At 59.2% G+C, this 19,527-nt stretch carries 15 protein-coding genes; 10 read left to right on the top strand and 5 right to left on the bottom strand.

Annotated features, from left to right (window positions below; all coding sequences use genetic code 11):
* Positions 1 to 77 precede the first annotated feature (77 nt).
* On the top strand, positions 78 to 2,951 hold the full coding sequence (gcvP, locus tag ACYZTW_RS31920; RefSeq protein ID WP_462003185.1) for an aminomethyl-transferring glycine dehydrogenase: 2,874 nt from the start codon (positions 78 to 80) through the stop codon (positions 2,949 to 2,951).
* A gap of 228 nt (positions 2,952 to 3,179) precedes the next feature.
* On the opposite strand, the gene ACYZTW_RS31915 is transcribed toward gcvP, so the two are convergent.
* From ACYZTW_RS31915 to ACYZTW_RS31905, 3 genes are all read right to left on the bottom strand, one after another.
* Positions 3,180 to 3,497 carry a DUF2388 domain-containing protein gene (locus tag ACYZTW_RS31915; protein WP_134420813.1) on the bottom strand — a complete coding sequence of 106 codons (318 nt, stop codon included), beginning with the start codon at positions 3,495 to 3,497 and terminating at the stop codon, positions 3,180 to 3,182.
* Between the two features lie 73 nt (positions 3,498 to 3,570).
* Entirely contained in the window at positions 3,571 to 5,355 is a 1,785-nt protein-coding gene (locus tag ACYZTW_RS31910; RefSeq protein WP_462003184.1) for a GspE/PulE family protein, read from the bottom strand.
* 90 nt (positions 5,356 to 5,445) lie between these two features.
* Entirely contained in the window at positions 5,446 to 5,784 is a 339-nt protein-coding gene (locus ACYZTW_RS31905; protein ID WP_462003183.1) for a hypothetical protein, read from the bottom strand.
* A gap of 126 nt (positions 5,785 to 5,910) precedes the next feature.
* Between ACYZTW_RS31905 and ACYZTW_RS31900 the strand changes: the two genes are divergently transcribed.
* Entirely contained in the window at positions 5,911 to 6,375 is a 465-nt protein-coding gene (locus tag ACYZTW_RS31900) for an Lrp/AsnC family transcriptional regulator (protein WP_462003182.1), read from the top strand.
* 108 nt (positions 6,376 to 6,483) lie between these two features.
* On the opposite strand, the gene ACYZTW_RS31895 is transcribed toward ACYZTW_RS31900, so the two are convergent.
* Entirely contained in the window at positions 6,484 to 7,851 is a 1,368-nt protein-coding gene (locus ACYZTW_RS31895; protein ID WP_462003181.1) for a CYTH domain-containing protein, read from the bottom strand.
* A gap of 156 nt (positions 7,852 to 8,007) precedes the next feature.
* Between ACYZTW_RS31895 and argE the strand changes: the two genes are divergently transcribed.
* Positions 8,008 to 9,177 (top strand): acetylornithine deacetylase, encoded by a 1,170-nt coding sequence (gene argE, locus ACYZTW_RS31890; RefSeq protein ID WP_462003180.1) that lies wholly within the window; start codon positions 8,008 to 8,010, stop codon positions 9,175 to 9,177.
* A 266-nt stretch (positions 9,178 to 9,443) separates the two neighbouring features.
* Positions 9,444 to 10,742 (top strand): amino-acid N-acetyltransferase, encoded by a 1,299-nt coding sequence (gene argA, locus ACYZTW_RS31885; RefSeq protein WP_462003179.1) that lies wholly within the window; start codon positions 9,444 to 9,446, stop codon positions 10,740 to 10,742.
* A gap of 156 nt (positions 10,743 to 10,898) precedes the next feature.
* On the opposite strand, the gene tauA is transcribed toward argA, so the two are convergent.
* Positions 10,899 to 11,888, bottom strand: coding sequence for a taurine ABC transporter substrate-binding protein (tauA, locus tag ACYZTW_RS31880; RefSeq protein ID WP_462003178.1), 990 nt, complete (start codon positions 11,886 to 11,888; stop codon positions 10,899 to 10,901).
* A 349-nt stretch (positions 11,889 to 12,237) separates the two neighbouring features.
* Here tauA and ACYZTW_RS31875 point away from each other — a divergent pair, with 349 nt between their 5' ends.
* The 6 genes from ACYZTW_RS31875 (at position 12,238) to ssuD (ending at position 19,525) form a co-directional block, all read left to right on the top strand.
* Positions 12,238 to 13,581: an OprD family outer membrane porin gene (locus tag ACYZTW_RS31875; protein ID WP_462003177.1), complete on the top strand. Its 1,344-nt coding sequence runs from the start codon at positions 12,238 to 12,240 to the stop codon at positions 13,579 to 13,581.
* Between the two features lie 371 nt (positions 13,582 to 13,952).
* Positions 13,953 to 15,335: an OprD family porin gene (locus ACYZTW_RS31870; RefSeq protein ID WP_462003176.1), complete on the top strand. Its 1,383-nt coding sequence runs from the start codon at positions 13,953 to 13,955 to the stop codon at positions 15,333 to 15,335.
* Between the two features lie 384 nt (positions 15,336 to 15,719).
* Entirely contained in the window at positions 15,720 to 16,358 is a 639-nt protein-coding gene (locus ACYZTW_RS31865) for a peroxiredoxin (protein WP_462003175.1), read from the top strand.
* Between the two features lie 332 nt (positions 16,359 to 16,690).
* Positions 16,691 to 17,284, top strand: a complete 594-nt coding sequence (gene ssuE, locus ACYZTW_RS31860; RefSeq protein WP_149628369.1) for an NADPH-dependent FMN reductase — start codon at positions 16,691 to 16,693, stop codon at positions 17,282 to 17,284.
* 102 nt (positions 17,285 to 17,386) lie between these two features.
* The gene (locus ACYZTW_RS31855) at positions 17,387 to 18,352 is read left to right on the top strand and encodes a sulfonate ABC transporter substrate-binding protein (protein ID WP_462003174.1); all 966 of its coding nucleotides are present in this window, start codon (positions 17,387 to 17,389) and stop codon (positions 18,350 to 18,352) included.
* Positions 18,353 to 18,376: 24 nt separating this feature from the next.
* On the top strand, positions 18,377 to 19,525 hold the full coding sequence (gene ssuD, locus ACYZTW_RS31850) for an FMNH2-dependent alkanesulfonate monooxygenase (protein WP_462003173.1): 1,149 nt from the start codon (positions 18,377 to 18,379) through the stop codon (positions 19,523 to 19,525).
* The last annotated feature ends 2 nt before the right edge of the window (positions 19,526 to 19,527 follow it).

Genomic DNA, 19,527 nt, shown 5'->3' with positions numbered 1-19,527 from the left:
TCCGCTCGGGTATCGACTGCTATGCTGGTTTGACCGTGTTGCATCGACGTTGAGCGCCAGTCAAGAGAGAGCCCGTCATGTCCCAGTTGCCGTCCTTGAGCCAGTTACGCGACCCCAATGCCTTCCTTCGCCGCCACCTCGGGCCCGATGCCGCCGAGCAACAGGCGATGCTCGACAGCCTCGGCCTCGGCAGCCGCGTCGAACTGATCGAGCAGACGGTGCCGCCGGGAATCCGCCTGAACAGGCCGCTCGACCTGCCCCCCGCCCTCGACGAAGAAGCTGCACTGGCCAAACTGCGTGGTTACGCCGAGCAAAACCAGGTCTGGACCAGCCTGATCGGCATGGGCTACCACGGCACCCTCACGCCGACCGTCATTGTGCGCAACGTGCTGGAAAATCCCGGTTGGTACACCGCGTACACGCCGTATCAACCGGAGATCGCCCAAGGCCGGCTCGAAGCGCTGCTGAACTTCCAGCAATTGACCATCGACCTCACTGGCCTGGAACTGGCCAACGCCTCGCTGCTGGACGAAGCCACGGCGGCGGCGGAAGCCATGGCACTGGCCAAGCGTGTCGCCAAGTCCAGAAGCAATTTGTTCTTCGTCGACCAAAACTGCCATCCGCAGACCATTTCCGTGGTGCAGACCCGAGCCGAAGGGTTCGGCTTCGAGCTGATCATCGACACTGTGGATAACTTGAAACAGCACCAGGTGTTCGGCGCGCTCCTGCAATATCCCGACACCCACGGCGAGATCCGCGATCTTCGTCCATTGATCGATCATCTGCATGCGCAGCAAGCCTTGGCGTGTGTCGCAACCGATCTGTTGAGTCTGTTGTTACTGACGCCGCCGGGGGAGTTGGGTGCCGACGTGGTGTTCGGTTCATCCCAGCGTTTCGGCGTGCCCATGGGGTATGGTGGCCCTCACGCAGCGTTTTTTGCCAGTCGCGATGAGTACAAACGGGCGATTCCCGGGCGGATCATCGGCGTGTCGAAAGATGCTCGCGGCAATGTCGCCCTGCGCATGGCCCTGCAAACCCGCGAGCAACATATCCGCCGGGAAAAGGCTAACTCGAACATATGCACCGCTCAGGTACTGCTGGCCAACATTGCCAGTTTCTATGCGGTCTACCACGGTCCGGAAGGGCTCAAACGCATTGCCCAACGCGTCCATCGGCTGACTTGCATCCTCGCCGCCGGCCTGGAGCGCCATGGCATCACCCGCCTCAACACACACTTTTTCGACACGCTGACACTGGAGGTCGGTGGCACACAGACCGCAATCATCGAAAGTGCACAGGCGGCGCAGATCAATCTGCGCATCCTCGGGCGCGGGCAGTTGGGGCTGAGCCTCGACGAAACCTCTGACGAATCCACCGTCGCGAAGTTGTTTGATGTGTTCCTCGGTGCCGATCATGGGCTCAACGTCGACGAACTGGACGCTGAAACCCTTGCTTGCGGCATTCCCGCAGGTCTGCTGCGTACCTCGCCTTATTTGCGTCACCCGGTGTTCAGCGCCCATCACAGCGAAACCGAGATGCTGCGCTACCTCAAGCAACTGGAGAACAAGGACCTGGCGCTCAATCAATCGATGATCCCGCTGGGCTCTTGCACCATGAAACTCAATGCCACCAGCGAGATGATCCCGATCACGTGGCCGCAGTTCGCCAACTTGCACCCGTTTGTGCCGGAAGAGCAGGCGGTCGGTTATTCGCTGATGATCGAAGAACTGGAGCGCTGGCTCTGCGCGATTACCGGTTTTGATGCGATCTGCATGCAACCCAACTCCGGCGCCCAAGGCGAGTACGCCGGGTTGCTGGCGATTCGTAAATATCACGAGAGTCGTCATGAGGGCGCGCGGGATATTTGCCTGATCCCGTCCTCGGCCCACGGCACCAACCCGGCTTCGGCGCAAATGGCCGGCATGCGGGTGGTGATCGTCGAGTGCGACGAGGCGGGCAACGTTGATCTGGATGACCTCAAAGGCAAGGCCGCAGAGGCCGGAGACAAACTCGCCTGCCTGATGGCGACGTATCCTTCGACCCATGGGGTATACGAGGAAGGCATCAGCGAAATCTGCGAAGTTATCCACAGCCACGGCGGCCAGGTGTACATGGATGGCGCCAACCTCAACGCCCAGGTCGGACTGGCGCGCCCGGCGGACATTGGCGCCGACGTGTCCCACATGAACCTGCACAAGACTTTCTGCATTCCACATGGTGGCGGCGGGCCGGGCATGGGGCCGATTGGTGTGCGGGCACATCTGGCGCCGTTCGTTGCCAACCATCCGGTGGTGCCGATCGACGGACCGCTGGCGCAGAACGGCGCAGTCAGTGCGGCGCCCTGGGGCAGCGCGAGCATTCTGCCGATCAGCTGGATGTACATCGCGATGATGGGGCCGCAATTGGCGGATGCCAGTGAGGTGGCGATCCTCGCCGCGAATTACCTGGCGCAGCATCTGTCCGGGGCGTTTCCGGTGCTTTACACCGGGCGCAACGAGCGGGTGGCTCACGAGTGCATTCTTGATCTGCGGCCACTCAAGGCGCTGACCGGGATCAGCGAGGAGGACGTCGCCAAGCGGCTGATGGACTATGGCTTCCATGCGCCGACCATGTCGTTCCCGGTGCCGGGAACGTTGATGGTCGAACCGACCGAAAGTGAATCGAAGGCGGAGCTGGACCGGTTTATCGGGGCGATGCTGAGTATCCGCGCGGAAATCACCGAGGTGCAGAACGGCAACTGGCCGGCCGATGACAACCCGCTGAAACGTTCGCCGCATACCTTGGCGGATATCACCGGGGTCTGGGAGCGGCCCTACAGCATCGAGCAGGCGGTGACGCCGGATGCTCACACCAAGGCGCATAAGTATTGGCCGGTGGTGAACCGGGTGGATAACGTTTACGGCGACCGCAATCTGTTCTGTGCGTGTGTCCCGGTAGACGATTACCGCTGAAATACCAGGCGTCGCATAACCAATGTGGGAGCGAGCCTGTGTGGCGAGGGGATTTATCCCCGTTCGACTGCGAAGCAGTCGTAAACGCGGTTTAACTTTGAAATGCCGGGGCTGCTCCGCAGCCCAACGGGGATAAATCCCCTCGCCACATGGCTCGCTCCCACAGGGTTTCGTGTTGTACAAAAAAATGCCGCTCCTGGGAGCGGCATTTTTGTTCAGCTGAAAAGCTTACTCGGAAGCGACGGCATTCTTCGCCAGGATCGCGTTCGCCAGTTCCATGTCCGTGGCCTGCAGGCCAGGGTTGTCGGCGCGGACTTTCTGCATTGCGGCCTCCAGGTATGGGCCGCGAATGCCGCCGTCACTGGCGACAAAGCTGCCAGCATCGTCCTGAGCGGCAATGATCAGCTTGTGATCCTTGAAGGTCAGGTAGGTCGAACCGGTAGTCGCACCGGATGAGATGACGTTACGCCAAAAGCTATCGGCCATCGCCGAACCGACAGGAAGGGACAACAAGGCGATGGTAGCGACAGCAAGTTTGAGACGCATATTGGGTGACTCCACTGGGTTAACTACGGCGTTGGATTGCCAATCCCCCAATCGAGTTCCATGGCGGCCGCGCCTACTTTTGCTCGCTCTGCGGCGTTACTCGCAGCACCTCCTCGATCGTCGTTAAACCTGCTGCCACTTTCTGCGCCCCCGACAAGCGCAAACTGCGCATGCCTTCCTTGAACGCCTGACGCCGCACAGCCAGCAAATCGGTGTCGGGGCTGATCAGCGCCTTGACGCCGTCCGTCAGCTGCATGATTTCGTAGACCCCGGCGCGGCCGCGGTAACCGGTATCGCGACATTCCAGACAACCGATGGCGCGATGTGAGTTGTTCGGCAGCGATGCCTGCCAGGGCCGGGTCAAGGTTTGCCAGTCTTCCTCACCCAGCGTCAGCGGCGCCTTGCAATGCGGGCACAAGGTGCGGACCAGGCGCTGGGCCATGACGCCGAGCACCGTGGCTTTGATCAGGTAATGCGGCACGCCCAATTCCAGCAAGCGGCTGATCGCGCTAGGCGCATCGTTGGTGTGCAGCGTCGACAGCACCAAGTGGCCCGTGAGCGCAGCCTGGATCGCCATTTCAGCGGTTTCCAGATCTCGAATCTCACCGATCATGATGATGTCCGGATCCTGCCGCATCAGTGCGCGCACACCGGCGGCGAAGGTCAGGTCGATGTTGTGCTGGACCTGCATCTGATTGAACGCCGGCTCGACCATTTCGATCGGGTCTTCGATGGTGCAGAGGTTGACCTCCGGTGTCGCCAGTTTCTTCAGGGTGGTGTACAGCGTGGTGGTCTTGCCGGAACCGGTCGGGCCAGTGACCAGAATGATGCCGTTGGGCTGGCTCGTCATATCCTGCCAGCGGCGCAAGTCTTCGGCGGAGAAGCCCAGCTGATCAAAGTCCTTGAGCAGTACCTCCGGGTCGAAGATCCGCATGACCATTTTTTCACCGAATGCGGTAGGCAATGTCGACAGCCGCAGCTCGACTTCGCCACCGTCCGGGGTTTTGGTTTTCACCCGGCCGTCCTGGGGTTTGCGTTTTTCCGCGACGTTCATCCGCCCGAGGCTTTTCAGGCGGCTGACGATCGCCATGGTCACTTGCGGCGGGAATTGATAGACGTTGTGCAGCACGCCGTCGATGCGAAAGCGCACCGTGCCTTGTTCGCGCCGGGGTTCGATGTGGATGTCACTGGCGCGCTGCTGGAACGCGTACTGGAACAACCAGTCGACGATGTTGACGATGTGCGCGTCGTTGGCGTCCGGTTCCTGATCGCTGGCGCCGAGGTTGAGCAACTGTTCGAAGTTGCCCATTGTGTTTATCTGCTGATCGGCATTGGTCGCGCCGCTGACCGATTTGGCCAGGCGGAAGAACTCCACGCTGAAGCGCTGGATGTCCACCGGGTTGGCGACCACGCGCTTGATCGGCAGCTTCAGCACATGGGTCAGGTCGGCTTCCCAGCCGTTGACGTAGGGCTGGGCGCTGGCCACGGTGACTGCGTCGCGGTCGATAGACACCGCAAGAATCTTGTGGCGCTGGGCGAAGGCGTAGGACATCAGCGGCGTAATCGCCGCCACGTTGATTTTCAGCGGATCGATACGCAGATAAGGCTGGCCGGCCTGCTGCGACAGCCAAAGCGTCAGGCTTTCCAGGTCAAGGTGCTTGCCGGGACGGCTGAGGTCGTCCAGGTGTTGGCTGGCGATGAATTCCAGTGGGTGCATCTGGCCATGGGTGGCGTGACGGCGTCGAGCATTGAGCGCGTGTTCGGCCGAGTCCTGGCTGATAAAGCCTTGGGCGACCAGTTCTCGCAGCAAATCATTGAGATCCAGCCAGCGGTCCTGAATGGCAAGTTGAACGGACATGCGGGCTCCTCATGAACAACAGTTCGCAAAGGATAGTCGCGGACCGGCAGACCGTTGGGCCACTACCCGACGAAGCCGTGTCGAGTTTTTTCAGCCCGCCGCCTGAGCCGGTTCATTCCATGCAGAATCAGCCGCTTGCAGCTCTACCGAAAAAACACTGATCAGGTTACGTAATTTTTCCGCGATCACTTGGGCGCGGTGCCAGCTCAGACCGTCCATCACGATGTCGATCGACAGCAGATCGTCCATCCGCTGCACGTTGACCTGTTGCGGCGTCAGAAACTGCAAGGCGAACAGGTTGAGCGCCCGGCACAGCAGATCCGGTTCGGCCTCGGCCAGCAATTGATAGTGAACAAGGCAGTGGGCGTTGCTGACATTCCAGACATCAGCGCGGGTGTGCGGGGTGTTGACGGCTTCTAAATGCGGCATGGTCGGTCTCCAAAATCACTGGAGGAATTTTTACATTCGGTACCGGGCATTTCTTATCTATGATGGGGCTTATTGGCGATTGTTTGAATTGCTTGATTCGGTAAGTTATCAATCAAAGGTTTTTTTATGCATAACGAGCTGGATGGCTACGATCGCAAGATTCTCGCGTTGCTGCAAGAGGACGCTTCGCTCTCCAGCGCGCAGATCGCCGAACAGGTGGGGCTGTCGCAGTCGCCGTGCTGGCGGCGGATTCAGCGGATGAAGGAAGAGGGGATCATTCGCGGGCAGGTGACCTTACTCGATCGGAAGAAAATCGGGCTTAACACGCAGATCTTCGCTGAAATCAAACTCAACGCTCACGGGCGTTCGAACTTCACCGAGTTCACCGAGGCGATTCGCGGTTTTCCCGAAGTGCTGGAGTGTTATGTGCTGATGGGGTCGGTGGATTTCTTGCTGCGGATCGTCACGGCGGACATCGAGGCGTATGAGCGCTTCTTCTTCGAGAAGCTGTCGATGGTGCCGGGGATTCAGGAGGTGAATTCGATTGTGGCGTTGTCGGAGATAAAGTCCACGACGAGTTTGCCGGTCTGAGTTTTTCGGTGACCGGGCTGGCCTCTTCGCGAGCAGGCTCGCTCCCACAGGGGGATGTGTGTCTGGCACAGATCCAGTGTGGGAGCGAGCCTGCTCGCGATGACTGTGTTACATGCGCAGAAGCATTTTCCAGGCACGATTCTGATACACCGCAATCGCCTGCTGCTTGCGTGCATCCAGCGATTCATCGCTGATCGGCTCGTTGGCCAGTTGAGCCAATTGTTTCAGCTCGCCGTACAGGCGATCCATTTCCGGGATGTCCAGTACGCTGCGGGCGTGGTGCAGCCAGGCCTGGATGCGCTCGATGCGCGGCAGTTGTTCGGCCAGGTCTTCCGGCTGTTGCTGATAACGCTGCAGTTGCAGGGAAGTCGCTTCTTCACCCAGCAAACGCGGCAGCCAGCTACCCAATTGGGCAGCGCCCTGACGATTGCCACGGACATTGCGATCGGCCGCCCAGGTGCGGGCCAGCAACCAGCGCGAAGTGTTCAGCGAGAACAGGCCCCAACGCGGATCTTCCAGTTCTTCGAGGAACTGCTCCGGCGCGGCTTTGCGCACATCTTCGTCGTCGACACCGGCTTGTACCAGCGGACGCCAGTCTTCCAGCAAGGCATCCAGCGCGACGCGCAGATCGTGCGTCGACTGACGTGGCGCAGCTTGGCCCAGGCTGCTCAGCAGCGCGCGCAATTCAGCCAGGTTTTCGACCCAGTCCAGCAACAGGCGCCAGTGGCCATTGAAGCGATACTGCTCGGCCAGACGCTGGCTGCTGCTCAGCAAGTGCCAGCTCAGCGCGGCGAAAGCGTCGTCCAGCGGTGTTTCGGCGGTGATCTGCGGCGCCGGCAAGCTCAACGAGTAGCTGTTGGCGTCGTACAAGCGATAACCGCGTTCGGCCTTGCTGATGTCACACGGCATCAGGGCCAGGGTCGCGGCCAATTCGGCGGCCAGTTCCAGCAGGGCAGCCGGCTCGCCTTCGCGCAGTTCCAGTTCCAGCTCGCAGATTTCTTCTTTCTGCTTGCCGACCACCACGTGGCCGAGGTCCAGCGCGGCTTCGATGACCACTTTGGTCTTGCCACGGCCCCAGGCGATTTCAGCGCGTTCGCGGACGAAATCGGTGGTGAAGATCGCCTTCAGGGTTTTCTTGTCCAGTTCGGCGAGTTCTTCGGGCCAGCATTCGCCGTCGAGTTTCTTCACGTCGAGCTTGGCTTTGGGCAGGTTCCAGTCGTATTCATTACGCTCGGACAGACCGGCGACACTCTGGCCGCGGGTCTTGAGGGTCTGAATCACTTCTTCGCCATCGCGGCGCAGGCGCAGGGCAACCTTGGCGCGGGCCAGGTCGCGCTCAGGCGTGTCGAAGTACTGGTTCATCAACTCACGGCGTTCCCAGCCACTTTTGTTGCGTTTTTTCAGGAGCGGGTGCTCGCGCAGGGCAGCGAGGGTTTCGCGGCTGACGCGGAGTTTGATTTCGGTTTCTTTCTGCATGGCCGGAAAATCCAGGATCGGGAGCGCAGCCGGGGGAATGTGTGGCTGCCAAGGTCGTGCAGTGTACAGCACTGACCAAACCTACGCGCCGCGGCGGTTTATTCCTGTCGCCGGATGGTTCTATGATGGAGTTCAAATCGGGAGTTGGAGTCAGCGATGCCTTTGCCGTCCATGAAAGATCAATTCGCTGCGCTGATCGCCGCACCGTCCGTCAGCTGTACGCAGGCCAGCCTCGATCAAACCAACCGTCCGGTGATTGATTTGCTGGCGACGTGGCTCGGCGATCTGGGTTTTACCTGCGACATCCAGCAGGTCAGCCCCGGCAAATTCAATCTGCTGGCCAGTTTCGGTTCCGGCCCCGGCGGCCTGGTGCTGGCCGGTCACAGTGACACCGTGCCGTTCGATGGCGCGCTATGGCAGACCGATCCGCTGAAGCTGACCGAAGTCGACGGCCGCTGGGTCGGGCTGGGCAGTTGCGACATGAAGGGCTTTTTCGCGCTGGCCATCGAAGCCGTCATCCCTCTGCTCGATCAGCCGTTCAAGCAGCCGCTACTGATCCTCGCCACCTGCGATGAAGAAAGCTCGATGTCCGGTGCCCGCGCCTTGGCCGAAGCCGGGCGGCCACTGGGTCGTGCGGCAGTAATCGGCGAGCCGACCGGGCTGAAGCCTATCCGTATGCACAAAGGCATCATGATGGAGCGCATCGACATCCTCGGTCAGAGCGGCCACTCCTCGGATCCACGCCTCGGCCACAGTGCACTCGAAGCCATGCACGACGCCATCGGTGAACTGCGCGGTTTGCGCCTGTTGTGGCAGCGTGAGTTCCGTAATCCACAGTTCAGCGTGCCGACGCCGACCCTGAATTTCGGCTGCATCCATGGCGGCGATAACCCCAACCGTATTTGCGGCCAGTGTTCGCTGGAGTTTGATCTGCGCCCGTTGCCGGGCATGGACCCCAATGCCCTGCGCGCGGAGATTCTGCAGAAGCTCAAGCCCATTGCGGAGTGGCATCAGGTGAAGATCGACTACGCGCCGCTGTTCCCCGAAGTGCCACCCTTCGAGGAGGCGGAGGACGCTGAATTGGTCCGGGTCGCCGAAAAGCTCACCGGCCATCGCGCCGAAGCAGTGGCGTTCGGCACCGAAGCGCCTTATCTTCAGCGTCTTGGCTGCGAAACCCTGGTGCTCGGCCCTGGCGACATCGCCTGTGCGCACCAACCGGGGGAATACCTCGAAATGTCACGTTTGCAGCCTACGGTGCATCTATTACGTCAACTGATTGAACATTACTGCCTGACACCGGCCAAAACGCCAATGCCAGTCGGTTGAGCACAATTCATGTGGGAGTGAGCCTGCTCGCGAAAGCAGAGAGTCAGTCGCAACTGACGTGTCTGACACGCCGCCTTCGCGAGCAGGCTCGCTCCCACAAGGTCTGTGCATTGACTGGCAAGCCTTGTAAATTGCCAGTGTCCCAACCCGTATTCATGAGGAGAGCGCGCGTGTCGCCAAGCCTGTTCCGACGATAACCATCAGCCCGCTGTGCGTTTTTCTGTTTCGCCCATTTTTTGGCTGCTATTTATTACAGGCCCAGGTTCATGCCCGAATACGTTAATTGGCTTCGTCACGCTTCGCCTTACATCAACGCCCACCGCGATTGCACCTTCGTCGTCATGCTGCCCGGCGACGGCGTGGAGCATCCGAACTTCGGCAATATCGTCCACGACCTGGTGCTGTTGCACAGCCTGGGCGTGCGACTGGTGCTGGTTCACGGTTCCCGTCCGCAAATTGAAACCCGCCTGGCTGCGCGCGGCCTGACCCCGCATTATCACCACGGGATGCGCATCACCGATGCCGCAACGCTGGAGTGCGTGATCGATGCGGTGGGCCAGCTGCGTATCGCCATCGAAGCGCGGTTGTCCATGGACATGGCTTCGTCGCCGATGCAGGGCTCGCGTCTGCGAGTAGCCAGCGGCAACCTGGTGACGGCGCGCCCGATCGGCGTGCTCGAAGGCGTCGACTATCACCACACCGGCGAAGTGCGTCGGGTCGACCGCAAGGGCATCAATCGCCTGCTGGATGAGCGTTCCATCGTGGTGTTGTCGCCACTGGGTTACTCGCCGACCGGTGAGATCTTCAACCTCGCCTGCGAAGACGTTGCCACCCGCGCGGCCATTGATCTGGGGGCGGACAAGCTGCTGTTGTTCGGCGCCGACCTGGGTCTGATCGATGAAAACGGTCGTCTGGTTCGTGAGTTGCGTCCGCAACAAGTGCCGGCGCATCTGCAGCGCTTGGGCAGCAACTATCAAGCTGAGCTGTTGGATGCGGCCGCTGAGGCCTGCCGCGGCGGCGTGGCTCGCAGTCATATCGTCAGCTACGCCGAAGACGGCGCGCTGCTGACCGAACTGTTCACCCGCGACGGTGGCGGTACGCTGGTTGCCCAGGAGCAATTCGAGATTGTGCGCGAGGCGGCGATCGAAGACGTCGGTGGTTTGCTGGACTTGATCAGCCCGCTGGAAGAGCAGGGCATTCTGGTGCGCCGTTCCCGCGAGGTGCTGGAGCGTGAGATCGAGCAGTTCAGTGTGGTCGAGCGCGAAGGCATGATCATCGCGTGTGCGGCGCTGTATCAGATTGCTGATTCGGATGCGGGGGAATTGGCGTGTCTGGCGGTGAACCCGGAATACCGCCATGGCGGTCGTGGTGACGAGCTGCTGGAGCGCATCGAAACCCGTGCCCGGGCGCAGGGGTTGAAAACCTTGTTCGTACTGACGACCCGGACCGCTCACTGGTTTCGCGAGCGTGGATTTGTGCCGAGCAGCGTAGAACGTCTGCCATCGGCGCGGGCGTCGCTGTACAACTATCAGCGTAATTCGAAGATCTTCGAAAAAGCCTTGTAAACGCAAGCTTTTGTGGCGAGGGAGCTTGCTCCCGCTGGGTTGCGAAGCGGCCCCAAAACCGGTCAATGCGGTGTGCCTGACAGAACCGTATCGCTGATACAGGGAGTCCTTCGGCCTCCAGCGGGAGCAAGCTCCCTCGCCACAGGTTTCAGCGTGTTATTCGGTGACAAACTTCGCACTGACATACGGCGAATAATCCGGCAGCACCGTCTCGACCTTCCCTTGTTCCTTCAAGAACTTCGCCGTTTCGCCAATGGCCTTGGCCGTGCCGCCGTCCAGCAGCGCGGTGGTCTGTTGTGCTTTAGCATCCGGGAAGGTTGAACCGGCCAGCAACTCCGGTACATCGGCGGCGTTGGCACCGGTCAGTTTGGCGATTTTTTGCACTGGTACCGAGCCAGCGGTCCAGCTGTCCTTATGTGCGGCATAGTCGGCGAACGAGTCCAGCGTGACCTTGGCGAATTTGGCCACGACCTCTGGGTGTTTCTCGGCGTAATCCTTGCGCGCAACCCAGACTTCGAAGGTCGGTGCACCCCATTGGCCAACCTGCGCGGCGTCGGTCAAAGTCTTGCCGGTCTTGCGAATTTCCCCCAGCGCGGGTGACCAGACAAACGCACCGTCGATGTCACCACGCTTCCACGCCGCCGCGATTTCCGCCGGTTGCAAATTCACCACTTTGACTTTCGAGGCGTCCAGGCCCCAGTGCTTCAGCGCACCCAGCAAACTGTAGTGGGAGGTTGAAACGAAGGGTGTGGCGATGGTCTTGCCGATCAGATCTTCCGGTTTATCAATGCCGCTGCCGTTGCGTACCACGAGGGCTTCAGCGGCGTTGATTTGGGCAGAAACAATGAACGCAACGATCGGCAGATTGCGCGAAGCAGCCGCCGCCAGCGGACTTGAGCCGAGGTTGCCGATCTGCACGTCGCCGGAAGCAATGGCTGTAACCACTTCCGGGCCGCTATTGAAACGACGCCAATCAATTTTTTGGCCTATGGTCTTCTCGTACAGTCCATCTGCCTGGGGGACTTTGCTGGGGTCGATGCCGGTTTGATAACCGACCGTGAGGTTCGCCGCGTGAGCGTTCGAAGAAACTACTAGCAATACACAAACTGTAACAATTAAGCTGGATAGTGCGCGTTTGGTCGTCATGGCGCTGCCTTTCGATAGGAATTGATTACGAGTTGCGTCAAAGCTAATCGATCTAAAAAATGGCTAACAAATACCATTTAGGAATTAGCTTATGAGCCGGTGCAGCGCTCCGGTTCAATGGGGAAGTGCAGAGCTAAATTCCTAAACGGTATGAAAAAGAATTGGGTGATTCTTTTTGGGCTTATGGCCCGGCAGGAGCGAATTGACTGGGGATTAGACTATGGTCGTAGACACACATAGTTACGATTGACTTGTGAGTCACGGTCTGGCGCTAATCGCGCATCTTAGGATCCCGGGCATACGACCCAGGGCCAGGAACACAAGAATTAGAAACGAGAGGAGTGAAACAATGAACAAGTCCACCTTGGCTCTGGCCGTGGCCGTCGGGGTTTTGGCGCAGCAGGCAGGCGCCGCGGGTTTCCTGGAAGACAGCAAGGCTTCCGTCAGCTCTCGCACCATGTATTACGACGCTGATATGCGTGAAGGTGCCAGCACTCCTGCTAACAGACAGCGAGAAACTGCTGAGGGGCTCAAGTTCGATTACCTGTCCGGTTTCACCCAAGGTACCGTTGGTTTTGGTATCGACGCCCAGGCGCTCGTGGGTATCCATCTGGATGGTGGCAAGGGTCACCACCCGAGCGGTAACAGCAACTCATTCTTCCCCAGCGATTCCGATGGTTCGGCGGCGAATGAGTGGAGCCGTTTAGATGGCAACGTCAAGGCGCGCTTCTCGAAGACCGAGGCCCACTTAGGTGGCGCTCTGGCACCTAACTTGCCGATCCTGATCGCGAACGACAGCCGTGTGCTGCCGCAGACCTTTGACGGTGGCACCATCACCTCGAAGGAAATTGACAATGTGACCTTCAACTTGGGTCAACTGGAGCACGCGTCGGGTCGCGCCTCCTCCAACAGAACTGGCCTGGCGGTGGCTGGCGGTACTCAGGACAGCAACCAGTTCCGTTACGCCGGTGCTGACTGGAAGGTCACCAAAGACCTCATGCTGCAGTACTACTATGCGAACCTGGAAGACTACTACAAGCAGAACTTCCTCGGCCTGGTGCACGTTTACCCGATCGCCCCTAACCAGTCCTTCAAGACCGACATTCGCTATTTCGATAGCCGCTCTGACGGTAAGAACGGCGATGTGGGCTACCGCTTCAACAACAACAACGGCTTTGCCAAGACCCCGGGCGAGGTTGATAACAAGACCTGGAGCGCCATGTTCACCTACACCCTGGGTGGTAGCGCGTTCCTGCTCGGGCATCAGCGTGTCAACGATGACGGCGGCTTCGTTTTCTTGAACCAGGGCAGCCTTATCGATGGCAACGGTCGTCAAGAAGGTGCCGGTGGCTCCAGCTTCTACTCGTTTACCGACGCCACGGTTGGCAGCTTTATCCGTGCCGGTGAAAACACCACGTTCGGTCAGTACTCCTATGACTTCGCCTCACTGGGCGTGCCAGGTTTGAAAGCTTCGATTGCTTACTTGAATGGCCAAGACATCAAGGCTACCAACGGTATTGGTAAAGACCTGAGTGAGCACGAGACCGACGCGCGTATTGACTACGTGATTCAAACGGGCGCACTTAAAGGGTTTGGTACAACACTGCGTCACGGTACCTACCGTGGCAACACCAGCACCCTTGATCAAGACCAGACCCGTCTGATCTTCAACTACACCTACAGCTTCTTGTAACAGCCGTCAGAAAAAGCCTCGCCCGCCGGCGAGGCTTTTTTTTGTGTGTTTTTCAATATTCCAAACAGAGCTTATGTAGTAATTTTTTATTCTTTTTAGCTTTTAAGCCAAACGCCTAAAGTGGGTGGCTTATGAGCCGATACCTTGTGTCCCGACTCAGAGTAATAGCGCGAAGCTATATTCCTGAATGGCATTAAAAAAGATGGAATAAATCTTTTAGGTTTAATATGCGGGCCCAAATCACCGTGGGTAGACCACGACCGTAGATGCGCATGGTTACGTTGACATGCGCTCTGGCGCTAACCGCGCATTTCAGGATCCAGGGCGTTCGACCCAGGACCACAAAATTAGAAACGATAGGAGCGAAACAAATGAACAAGTCCACCTTGGCCCTGGCTGTGGCCGTAGGGGTTTTGGCGCAGCAGGCAGGCGCCGCCGGTTTCATCGAAGACAGCAAGGCTACTTTGGGGCTGCGTAACTTCTACATCAACAACGATAACCGTGACTCCGACGCGGGTACCGCCAGGGCCAAGGCCGCCGGCGTTCAAAGCAAGGCTGAAGAATGGGGTCAAGGCTTCGACCTGCGCTTCATCTCCGGTTACACCCAAGGCACTGTGGGCTTCGGTATTGATGCTATCGGTCTGCTGGGTGTGCGTCTGGATTCGGGCGGCGGCACTAACGGCGCCACGTCGACTTCTTACGGCGGTACGGTTTTCCCAAGCAAGTCCAACGGCGAAGCGGTTGATAACTTCTCCAGCCTGGGCCTGACTGCCAAAGCCAAGATCTCCCAGACCGAACTGAAGTTGGGCACTCTGCAGCCAAAATTGCCGGTTATCGTGAGCAACGATGGCCGTCTGCTGCCGCAAACCTTTCAAGGTGGTCAGATCACCACGAACGAGATCAAAGACCTGACACTGGTCGGTGGTCAGATCGAGCACGCCAAGGGTCGTAACTCCAGCAACAACGAAGAGTTGTCGATTGCTGGTGCGAACGCTCACACCGCTGCTGGTCGTGACAGCAACAAGTTCATCTACGGTGGTGGCGATTACAAAATCACCAAAGACCTGACTGCCCAGTACTACTACGGCAACCTGGACGATTTCTACAAGCAACACTTCCTGGGTCTGGTTCACAACTGGTCGATCGGTCCGGGCGTACTGAAGTCTGACTTGCGTTACTTCAACAGCCGCGACGATGGCGCCAACGGTCATGATTCCGCCTATTTCACCACGGGTGACTACGGTACCGGCATCACCAAAGGCAAAGTCGATAACAACCTGTATAGCGGCCTGTTCCTGTACTCGGTTGCCGGTCACACCTTTGGTGGCGGTTACCAGGTCAGCAACGGTAACAGCGACTTCCCTTACCTGAACCAGGGTGACGGCGCGTCGGCTTACCTCACTACCGACATGCAGATCTCCAAGTTCGCCCGCGCAGGCGAACGTACCTGGAACGCTCGCTACTCGTATGACTTCGCCAAGCTTGGCTTGCCAGGCGCTACTGCCGGCATCGTTTACGTGCGGGGCGATAACATCGACACCACCGGCAAAGTGGGGGTTGCTCAGGCTAACGTCAACGCAACCGGCCGTTCCGAGTGGGAGCGCGACCTGACCCTGGCCTATGTAGTCCAGAGCGGCGCACTGAAAAACCTGGGCGTCATGTGGAAAAACGCCATGTGGCGCAACGACATCCCAGGCCAACGCGACCAGGACGAAAACCGTCTGATCGTCAGCTACTCGATCCCGCTGTTGTAATAGCGTGTGGGAGCGAGCCTGCTCGCGAAAACGGTGTGTCATTCAGCAAATTTGTGACTGACACGGCGCCTTCGCGAGCAGGCTCGCTCCCACAGTGGCTAATCGATGTAAAAAAAAGCCCCGCCCGGCATCACGCCGGGCGGGGCTTTTGCGTTTTCAAGTCAGGCTCACCCCCGTAAACCCTCCTCGACATTTCCCTCTTTGTGCAGCAACTCAAGGCCTTCTCGAACCTTGTGGGCGATAGTCGTCCCGATCGTCGCCGGGGTCCAGTGAACACATTTTTAATATTCATTTAAGTTCTAAACAAATCGATATTTATTCTTTTTAATGAATAAAAAATGCAGGCACAGTTGACCTCAACAAGCACTCACCAGGAGCAGCACCATGAGCCTCAGACTGGGCGATATCGCCCCCGACTTTGAACAGGATTCCAGCGCCGGCACCCTCCGTTTCCACGAATGGCTGGGCGATAGCTGGGGCGTGCTGTTTTCCCACCCGGCGGACTTTACCCCGGTGTGCACCACCGAGTTGGGCTTCACTGCCAAGCTCAAGGACGAATTTGCCCAGCGCGGTGTGAAAGCCATTGCCCTGTCCGTGGACCCGGTGGACTCGCACCACAAGTGGATCGAAGACATCAACGAAACCCAGAACACCCTCGTCAACTTCCCGATCCTTGCCGACGCCGACCGCAAGGTCTCGGACCTCTACGACCTGATCCACCCCAACGCCAACGACACCCTGACCGTGCGTTCGCTGTTCGTGATCGACCCGAACAAAAAGGTTCGGCTGACCATCACCTACCCGGCGAGCACTGGCCGTAACTTCCATGAAATTCTGCGGGTGATCGACTCGCTGCAACTCACCGACAACTACAAGGTGGCCACCCCGGCCAACTGGCAGGACGGTGATGAAGTGGTGATCGTGCCGTCGCTCAAGGATGAAGACGAAATCCAGAAGCGCTTTCCCAAGGGCTATCGCGCGGTGAAGCCGTACCTGCGTCTGACGCCACAGCCGAACAAGTAAGCCTTCGTTCTTCGCGGTGCCGCTGATGCCGCTTTCGCGAGCAGGCTCGCTCCCACAGGAGTTCGCCCGTCCATGTGGGAGCGAGCCTGCTCGCGAAGGCGGCCCATCAGCCGCTACAGGTTCAGAGTAAACAGCATCCACAAAGCAGGGGATTTCGGGCCGTTTCTACGGCCCATTTTTTTGCCTGGACTAAGCTGTTTCGCATAGATCTACAAGGCATAACCAAATGAATAAATATGATTTATGGATATAACAATCACCTGTTAAGGTCACTTCCACCTAAGCGAGATCGCAAACCGCGAATCGCTAACACCGTTCAAGGAATCGTCTGAATGCTGGTCGTCTCACTCGGTGGCAGTCCCAGCCAACGCTCCCGTTCCGGGGTGCTGCTGGAGCGCTCCCAACGCTGGTTGCAGGAGCAAGGCGTGGAAGTGGTGAGTTACCAGGTCCGGGACTTCCCGGCCGAAGACTTGCTGCATGCACGCTTCGACAGCCCGAAGGTGATCGACCTGCTGCAGCAGATTGAAAACGCCGATGGCCTGCTGATCGCTACACCGGTCTACAAAGCGTCGTTCTCCGGCGCATTGAAAACCGTGTTGGACCTGCTGCCCGAACGCGCCCTGGCCCACAAGGTGGTTTTGCCAATGGCTACCGGCGGCAGCATCGCCCACATGCTGGCGGTGGATTACGCGCTCAAGCCGGTGCTCTCGGCGTTGAAAGCCCAGGAAATGCTTCACGGGATTTTCGCCGTAGACAGCCAGATCGCTTACGGCGAAGGCAGCGCCCAGGCGCAGTTGGCACCCGAACTGGAAGAACGACTGAATGAATCACTGGAGCTGTTTTTCAGCGCCATGGCGAGGCGGCCCAAGCCGATCGATCCGAACCTGTTGAATGAACGTTTGTTGAGTGCTCGCTGGAGCATTTAAGCCAGCACTTAAGCCAAGCCTGAATTTGATCCACTCACCTTACTCAGCCGCTAACGGCCAAGCAGGTGCAGCCAAAACCCAACTGCAAAAAAGGAGAGCGCTATGCGCACTGTCATTTTGCGTCGTGGTCTGGTCGCTCTGTTTGCTGCGGCTGTGTCCTTCGGCGTTATTTCTCAAGCACAAGCCGAGACGTTGCGAATCGGCTATCAAAAATACGGCACCCTGGTGCTGCTCAAAGCCAAAGGCACACTCGAAAAACGCCTCGCCGCCCAAGGCGTGGACGTGCAATGGACCGAATTCCCCGGCGGCCCGCAACTGCTCGAAGGCCTGAACGTCGGCTCCATCGACTTCGGCGTTACAGGTGAAACGCCACCCGTATTCGCTCAAGCAGCCGGCGCCGATTTGCTCTATGTCGCCTACGAACCACCCGCGCCGCACAGCGAAGCGATCCTGGTACCGAAGGACTCGGCGATCAAATCGGTGCAGGACCTCAAGGGCAAGAAAGTCGTCCTGAACAAAGGCTCCAACGTTCACTACCTGCTGGTCCGCGCACTGGAAGACGCCGGCCTCAAATACACCGACATCCAGACCGTATTCCTGCCGCCGGCCGATGCCCGCGCTGCGTTCGAACGTGGCAGCGTCGATGCCTGGGTGATCTGGGACCCGTACCAGGCCGCTGCCGAACAACAGTTGCAAGCACGCACCCTGCGTGATGGCCAAGGCATCGTCGACAACCATCAGTTCTACCTCGCGACCAAGCCCTATGCGCAGAAAAATCCGGAGGTGATCAAGACCCTGGTGGAAGAAGTGCGCGCGGTCGGCGAATGGTCCAAGGCCAATCCCGAAGACGTGACTCAACAAGTCTCGCCGCTGCTCGGCCTGCCGGCCGACATCACCCTGACCTCGGTGAAACGCCAGGGTTACGGCGCGCTGTTCCTCACGCCTGAAGTGGTCGCCGCCCAACAGAAAATCGCCGACAGCTTCTACCAGCTCAAGCTGATTCCAAAGCCGCTGAGCATCAAAGACGTGATCTGGACGCCACCGGCGGCCGTTGCCAAAGCGCAGTAATTCGATTCCTAAGGAGACCACTCCATGAGCCTCAATATCTTCTGGTTCCTGCCTACCCACGGCGACGGCCATTACCTTGGCACCGCCGAAGGCGCTCGTGCCGTCGACCACGGTTATCTGCAACAAGTCGCGCAAGCGGCGGATCGTCTGGGCTTCGGCGGGGTGCTGATTCCTACCGGACGCTCCTGCGAAGATTCGTGGCTGGTGGCCGCGTCGCTGATCCCGGTGACCCAGCGTTTGAAATTCCTCGTCGCCCTGCGCCCCGGGATCATTTCCCCGACGGTGGCAGCGCGTCAGGCCGCGACGCTGGATCGTCTGTCCGGCGGTCGTGCGTTGTTCAACCTGGTAACCGGTGGCGATCCGGAAGAATTGGCCGGCGACGGTTTGTTCCTGACCCACGAAGAACGCTATCAAGCTTCGGTGGAATTCGCCCGCATCTGGCGCCGCGTGCTGGAAGGCGAAACCGTCGATTACGACGGTCAGCACATCAGCGTGAAGGGCGCGAAGTTGCTCTACCCGCCGATCCAGCAACCGCGTCCGCCACTGTACTTCGGCGGTTCTTCGGAAGCGGCGCAAGACCTCGCGGCAGAGCAGGTCGAAATGGTTCTGACCTGGGGCGAACCACCGGCCGCTGTTGCCGAGAAGATTGAACAAGTACGAGCCAAAGCCGCAAAGCTCGGTCGCACCGTGCGCTTCGGCATTCGCTTGCATGTGATCGTTCGTGAAACCAATGCCGAAGCCTGGCAAGCGGCGGATCGGCTGATCTCTCATCTGGACGACGACACCATCGCTCGCGCCCAGGCTTCTCTGGCGCGCTTCGACTCGGTCGGTCAGCAACGCATGGCCGCGCTGCATGGCGGCAGCCGTGACCACCTGGAAGTCAGCCCCAACCTGTGGGCCGGTGTCGGACTGGTGCGCGGCGGGGCCGGTACAGCATTAGTGGGCGATGGTCCGACCGTGGCCGCCCGCGTGAAGGAATACGCGGACCTGGGCATCGACACGTTCATCTTCTCCGGTTACCCACACCTGGAGGAGTCTTACCGCGTCGCCGAGTTGCTGTTCCCGCACCTCGATATCGAGCGTCCGGAGTTGCCGAAAAGCGCCGGTTACGTCAGCCCGTTTGGTGAGATGGTCGCCAACGACATCCTCCCCAAAGCCGCGTCGCAGAGCTGAGG

It is taken from the genome of Pseudomonas sp. LB3P25 (genome assembly GCF_054897985.1).
This window is presented reverse-complemented; position numbering and strand designations above follow the sequence as displayed.

What these genes read in the sequence shown, in the direction of transcription:
- argA (WP_462003179.1), top strand. Translation starts at nt 9,444, where the DNA reads ATGCCCGAATACGTTAATTGGCTTCGTCACGCTTCGCCTTACATCAAC.
- gcvP (WP_462003185.1), top strand. Translation starts at nt 78, where the DNA reads ATGTCCCAGTTGCCGTCCTTGAGCCAGTTACGCGACCCCAATGCCTTC.
- ACYZTW_RS31900 (WP_462003182.1), top strand. Translation starts at nt 5,911, where the DNA reads ATGCATAACGAGCTGGATGGCTACGATCGCAAGATTCTCGCGTTGCTG.
- argE (WP_462003180.1), top strand. Translation starts at nt 8,008, where the DNA reads ATGCCTTTGCCGTCCATGAAAGATCAATTCGCTGCGCTGATCGCCGCA.
- tauA (WP_462003178.1), bottom strand. Translation starts at nt 11,888, where the DNA reads ATGACGACCAAACGCGCACTATCCAGCTTAATTGTTACAGTTTGTGTA.
- ACYZTW_RS31855 (WP_462003174.1), top strand. Translation starts at nt 17,387, where the DNA reads ATGCGCACTGTCATTTTGCGTCGTGGTCTGGTCGCTCTGTTTGCTGCG.
- ssuD (WP_462003173.1), top strand. Translation starts at nt 18,377, where the DNA reads ATGAGCCTCAATATCTTCTGGTTCCTGCCTACCCACGGCGACGGCCAT.
- ACYZTW_RS31905 (WP_462003183.1), bottom strand. Translation starts at nt 5,784, where the DNA reads ATGCCGCATTTAGAAGCCGTCAACACCCCGCACACCCGCGCTGATGTC.
- ACYZTW_RS31870 (WP_462003176.1), top strand. Translation starts at nt 13,953, where the DNA reads ATGAACAAGTCCACCTTGGCCCTGGCTGTGGCCGTAGGGGTTTTGGCG.
- ssuE (WP_149628369.1), top strand. Translation starts at nt 16,691, where the DNA reads ATGCTGGTCGTCTCACTCGGTGGCAGTCCCAGCCAACGCTCCCGTTCC.
- ACYZTW_RS31895 (WP_462003181.1), bottom strand. Translation starts at nt 7,851, where the DNA reads ATGCAGAAAGAAACCGAAATCAAACTCCGCGTCAGCCGCGAAACCCTC.
- ACYZTW_RS31915 (WP_134420813.1), bottom strand. Translation starts at nt 3,497, where the DNA reads ATGCGTCTCAAACTTGCTGTCGCTACCATCGCCTTGTTGTCCCTTCCT.
- ACYZTW_RS31910 (WP_462003184.1), bottom strand. Translation starts at nt 5,355, where the DNA reads ATGTCCGTTCAACTTGCCATTCAGGACCGCTGGCTGGATCTCAATGAT.
- ACYZTW_RS31875 (WP_462003177.1), top strand. Translation starts at nt 12,238, where the DNA reads ATGAACAAGTCCACCTTGGCTCTGGCCGTGGCCGTCGGGGTTTTGGCG.
- ACYZTW_RS31865 (WP_462003175.1), top strand. Translation starts at nt 15,720, where the DNA reads ATGAGCCTCAGACTGGGCGATATCGCCCCCGACTTTGAACAGGATTCC.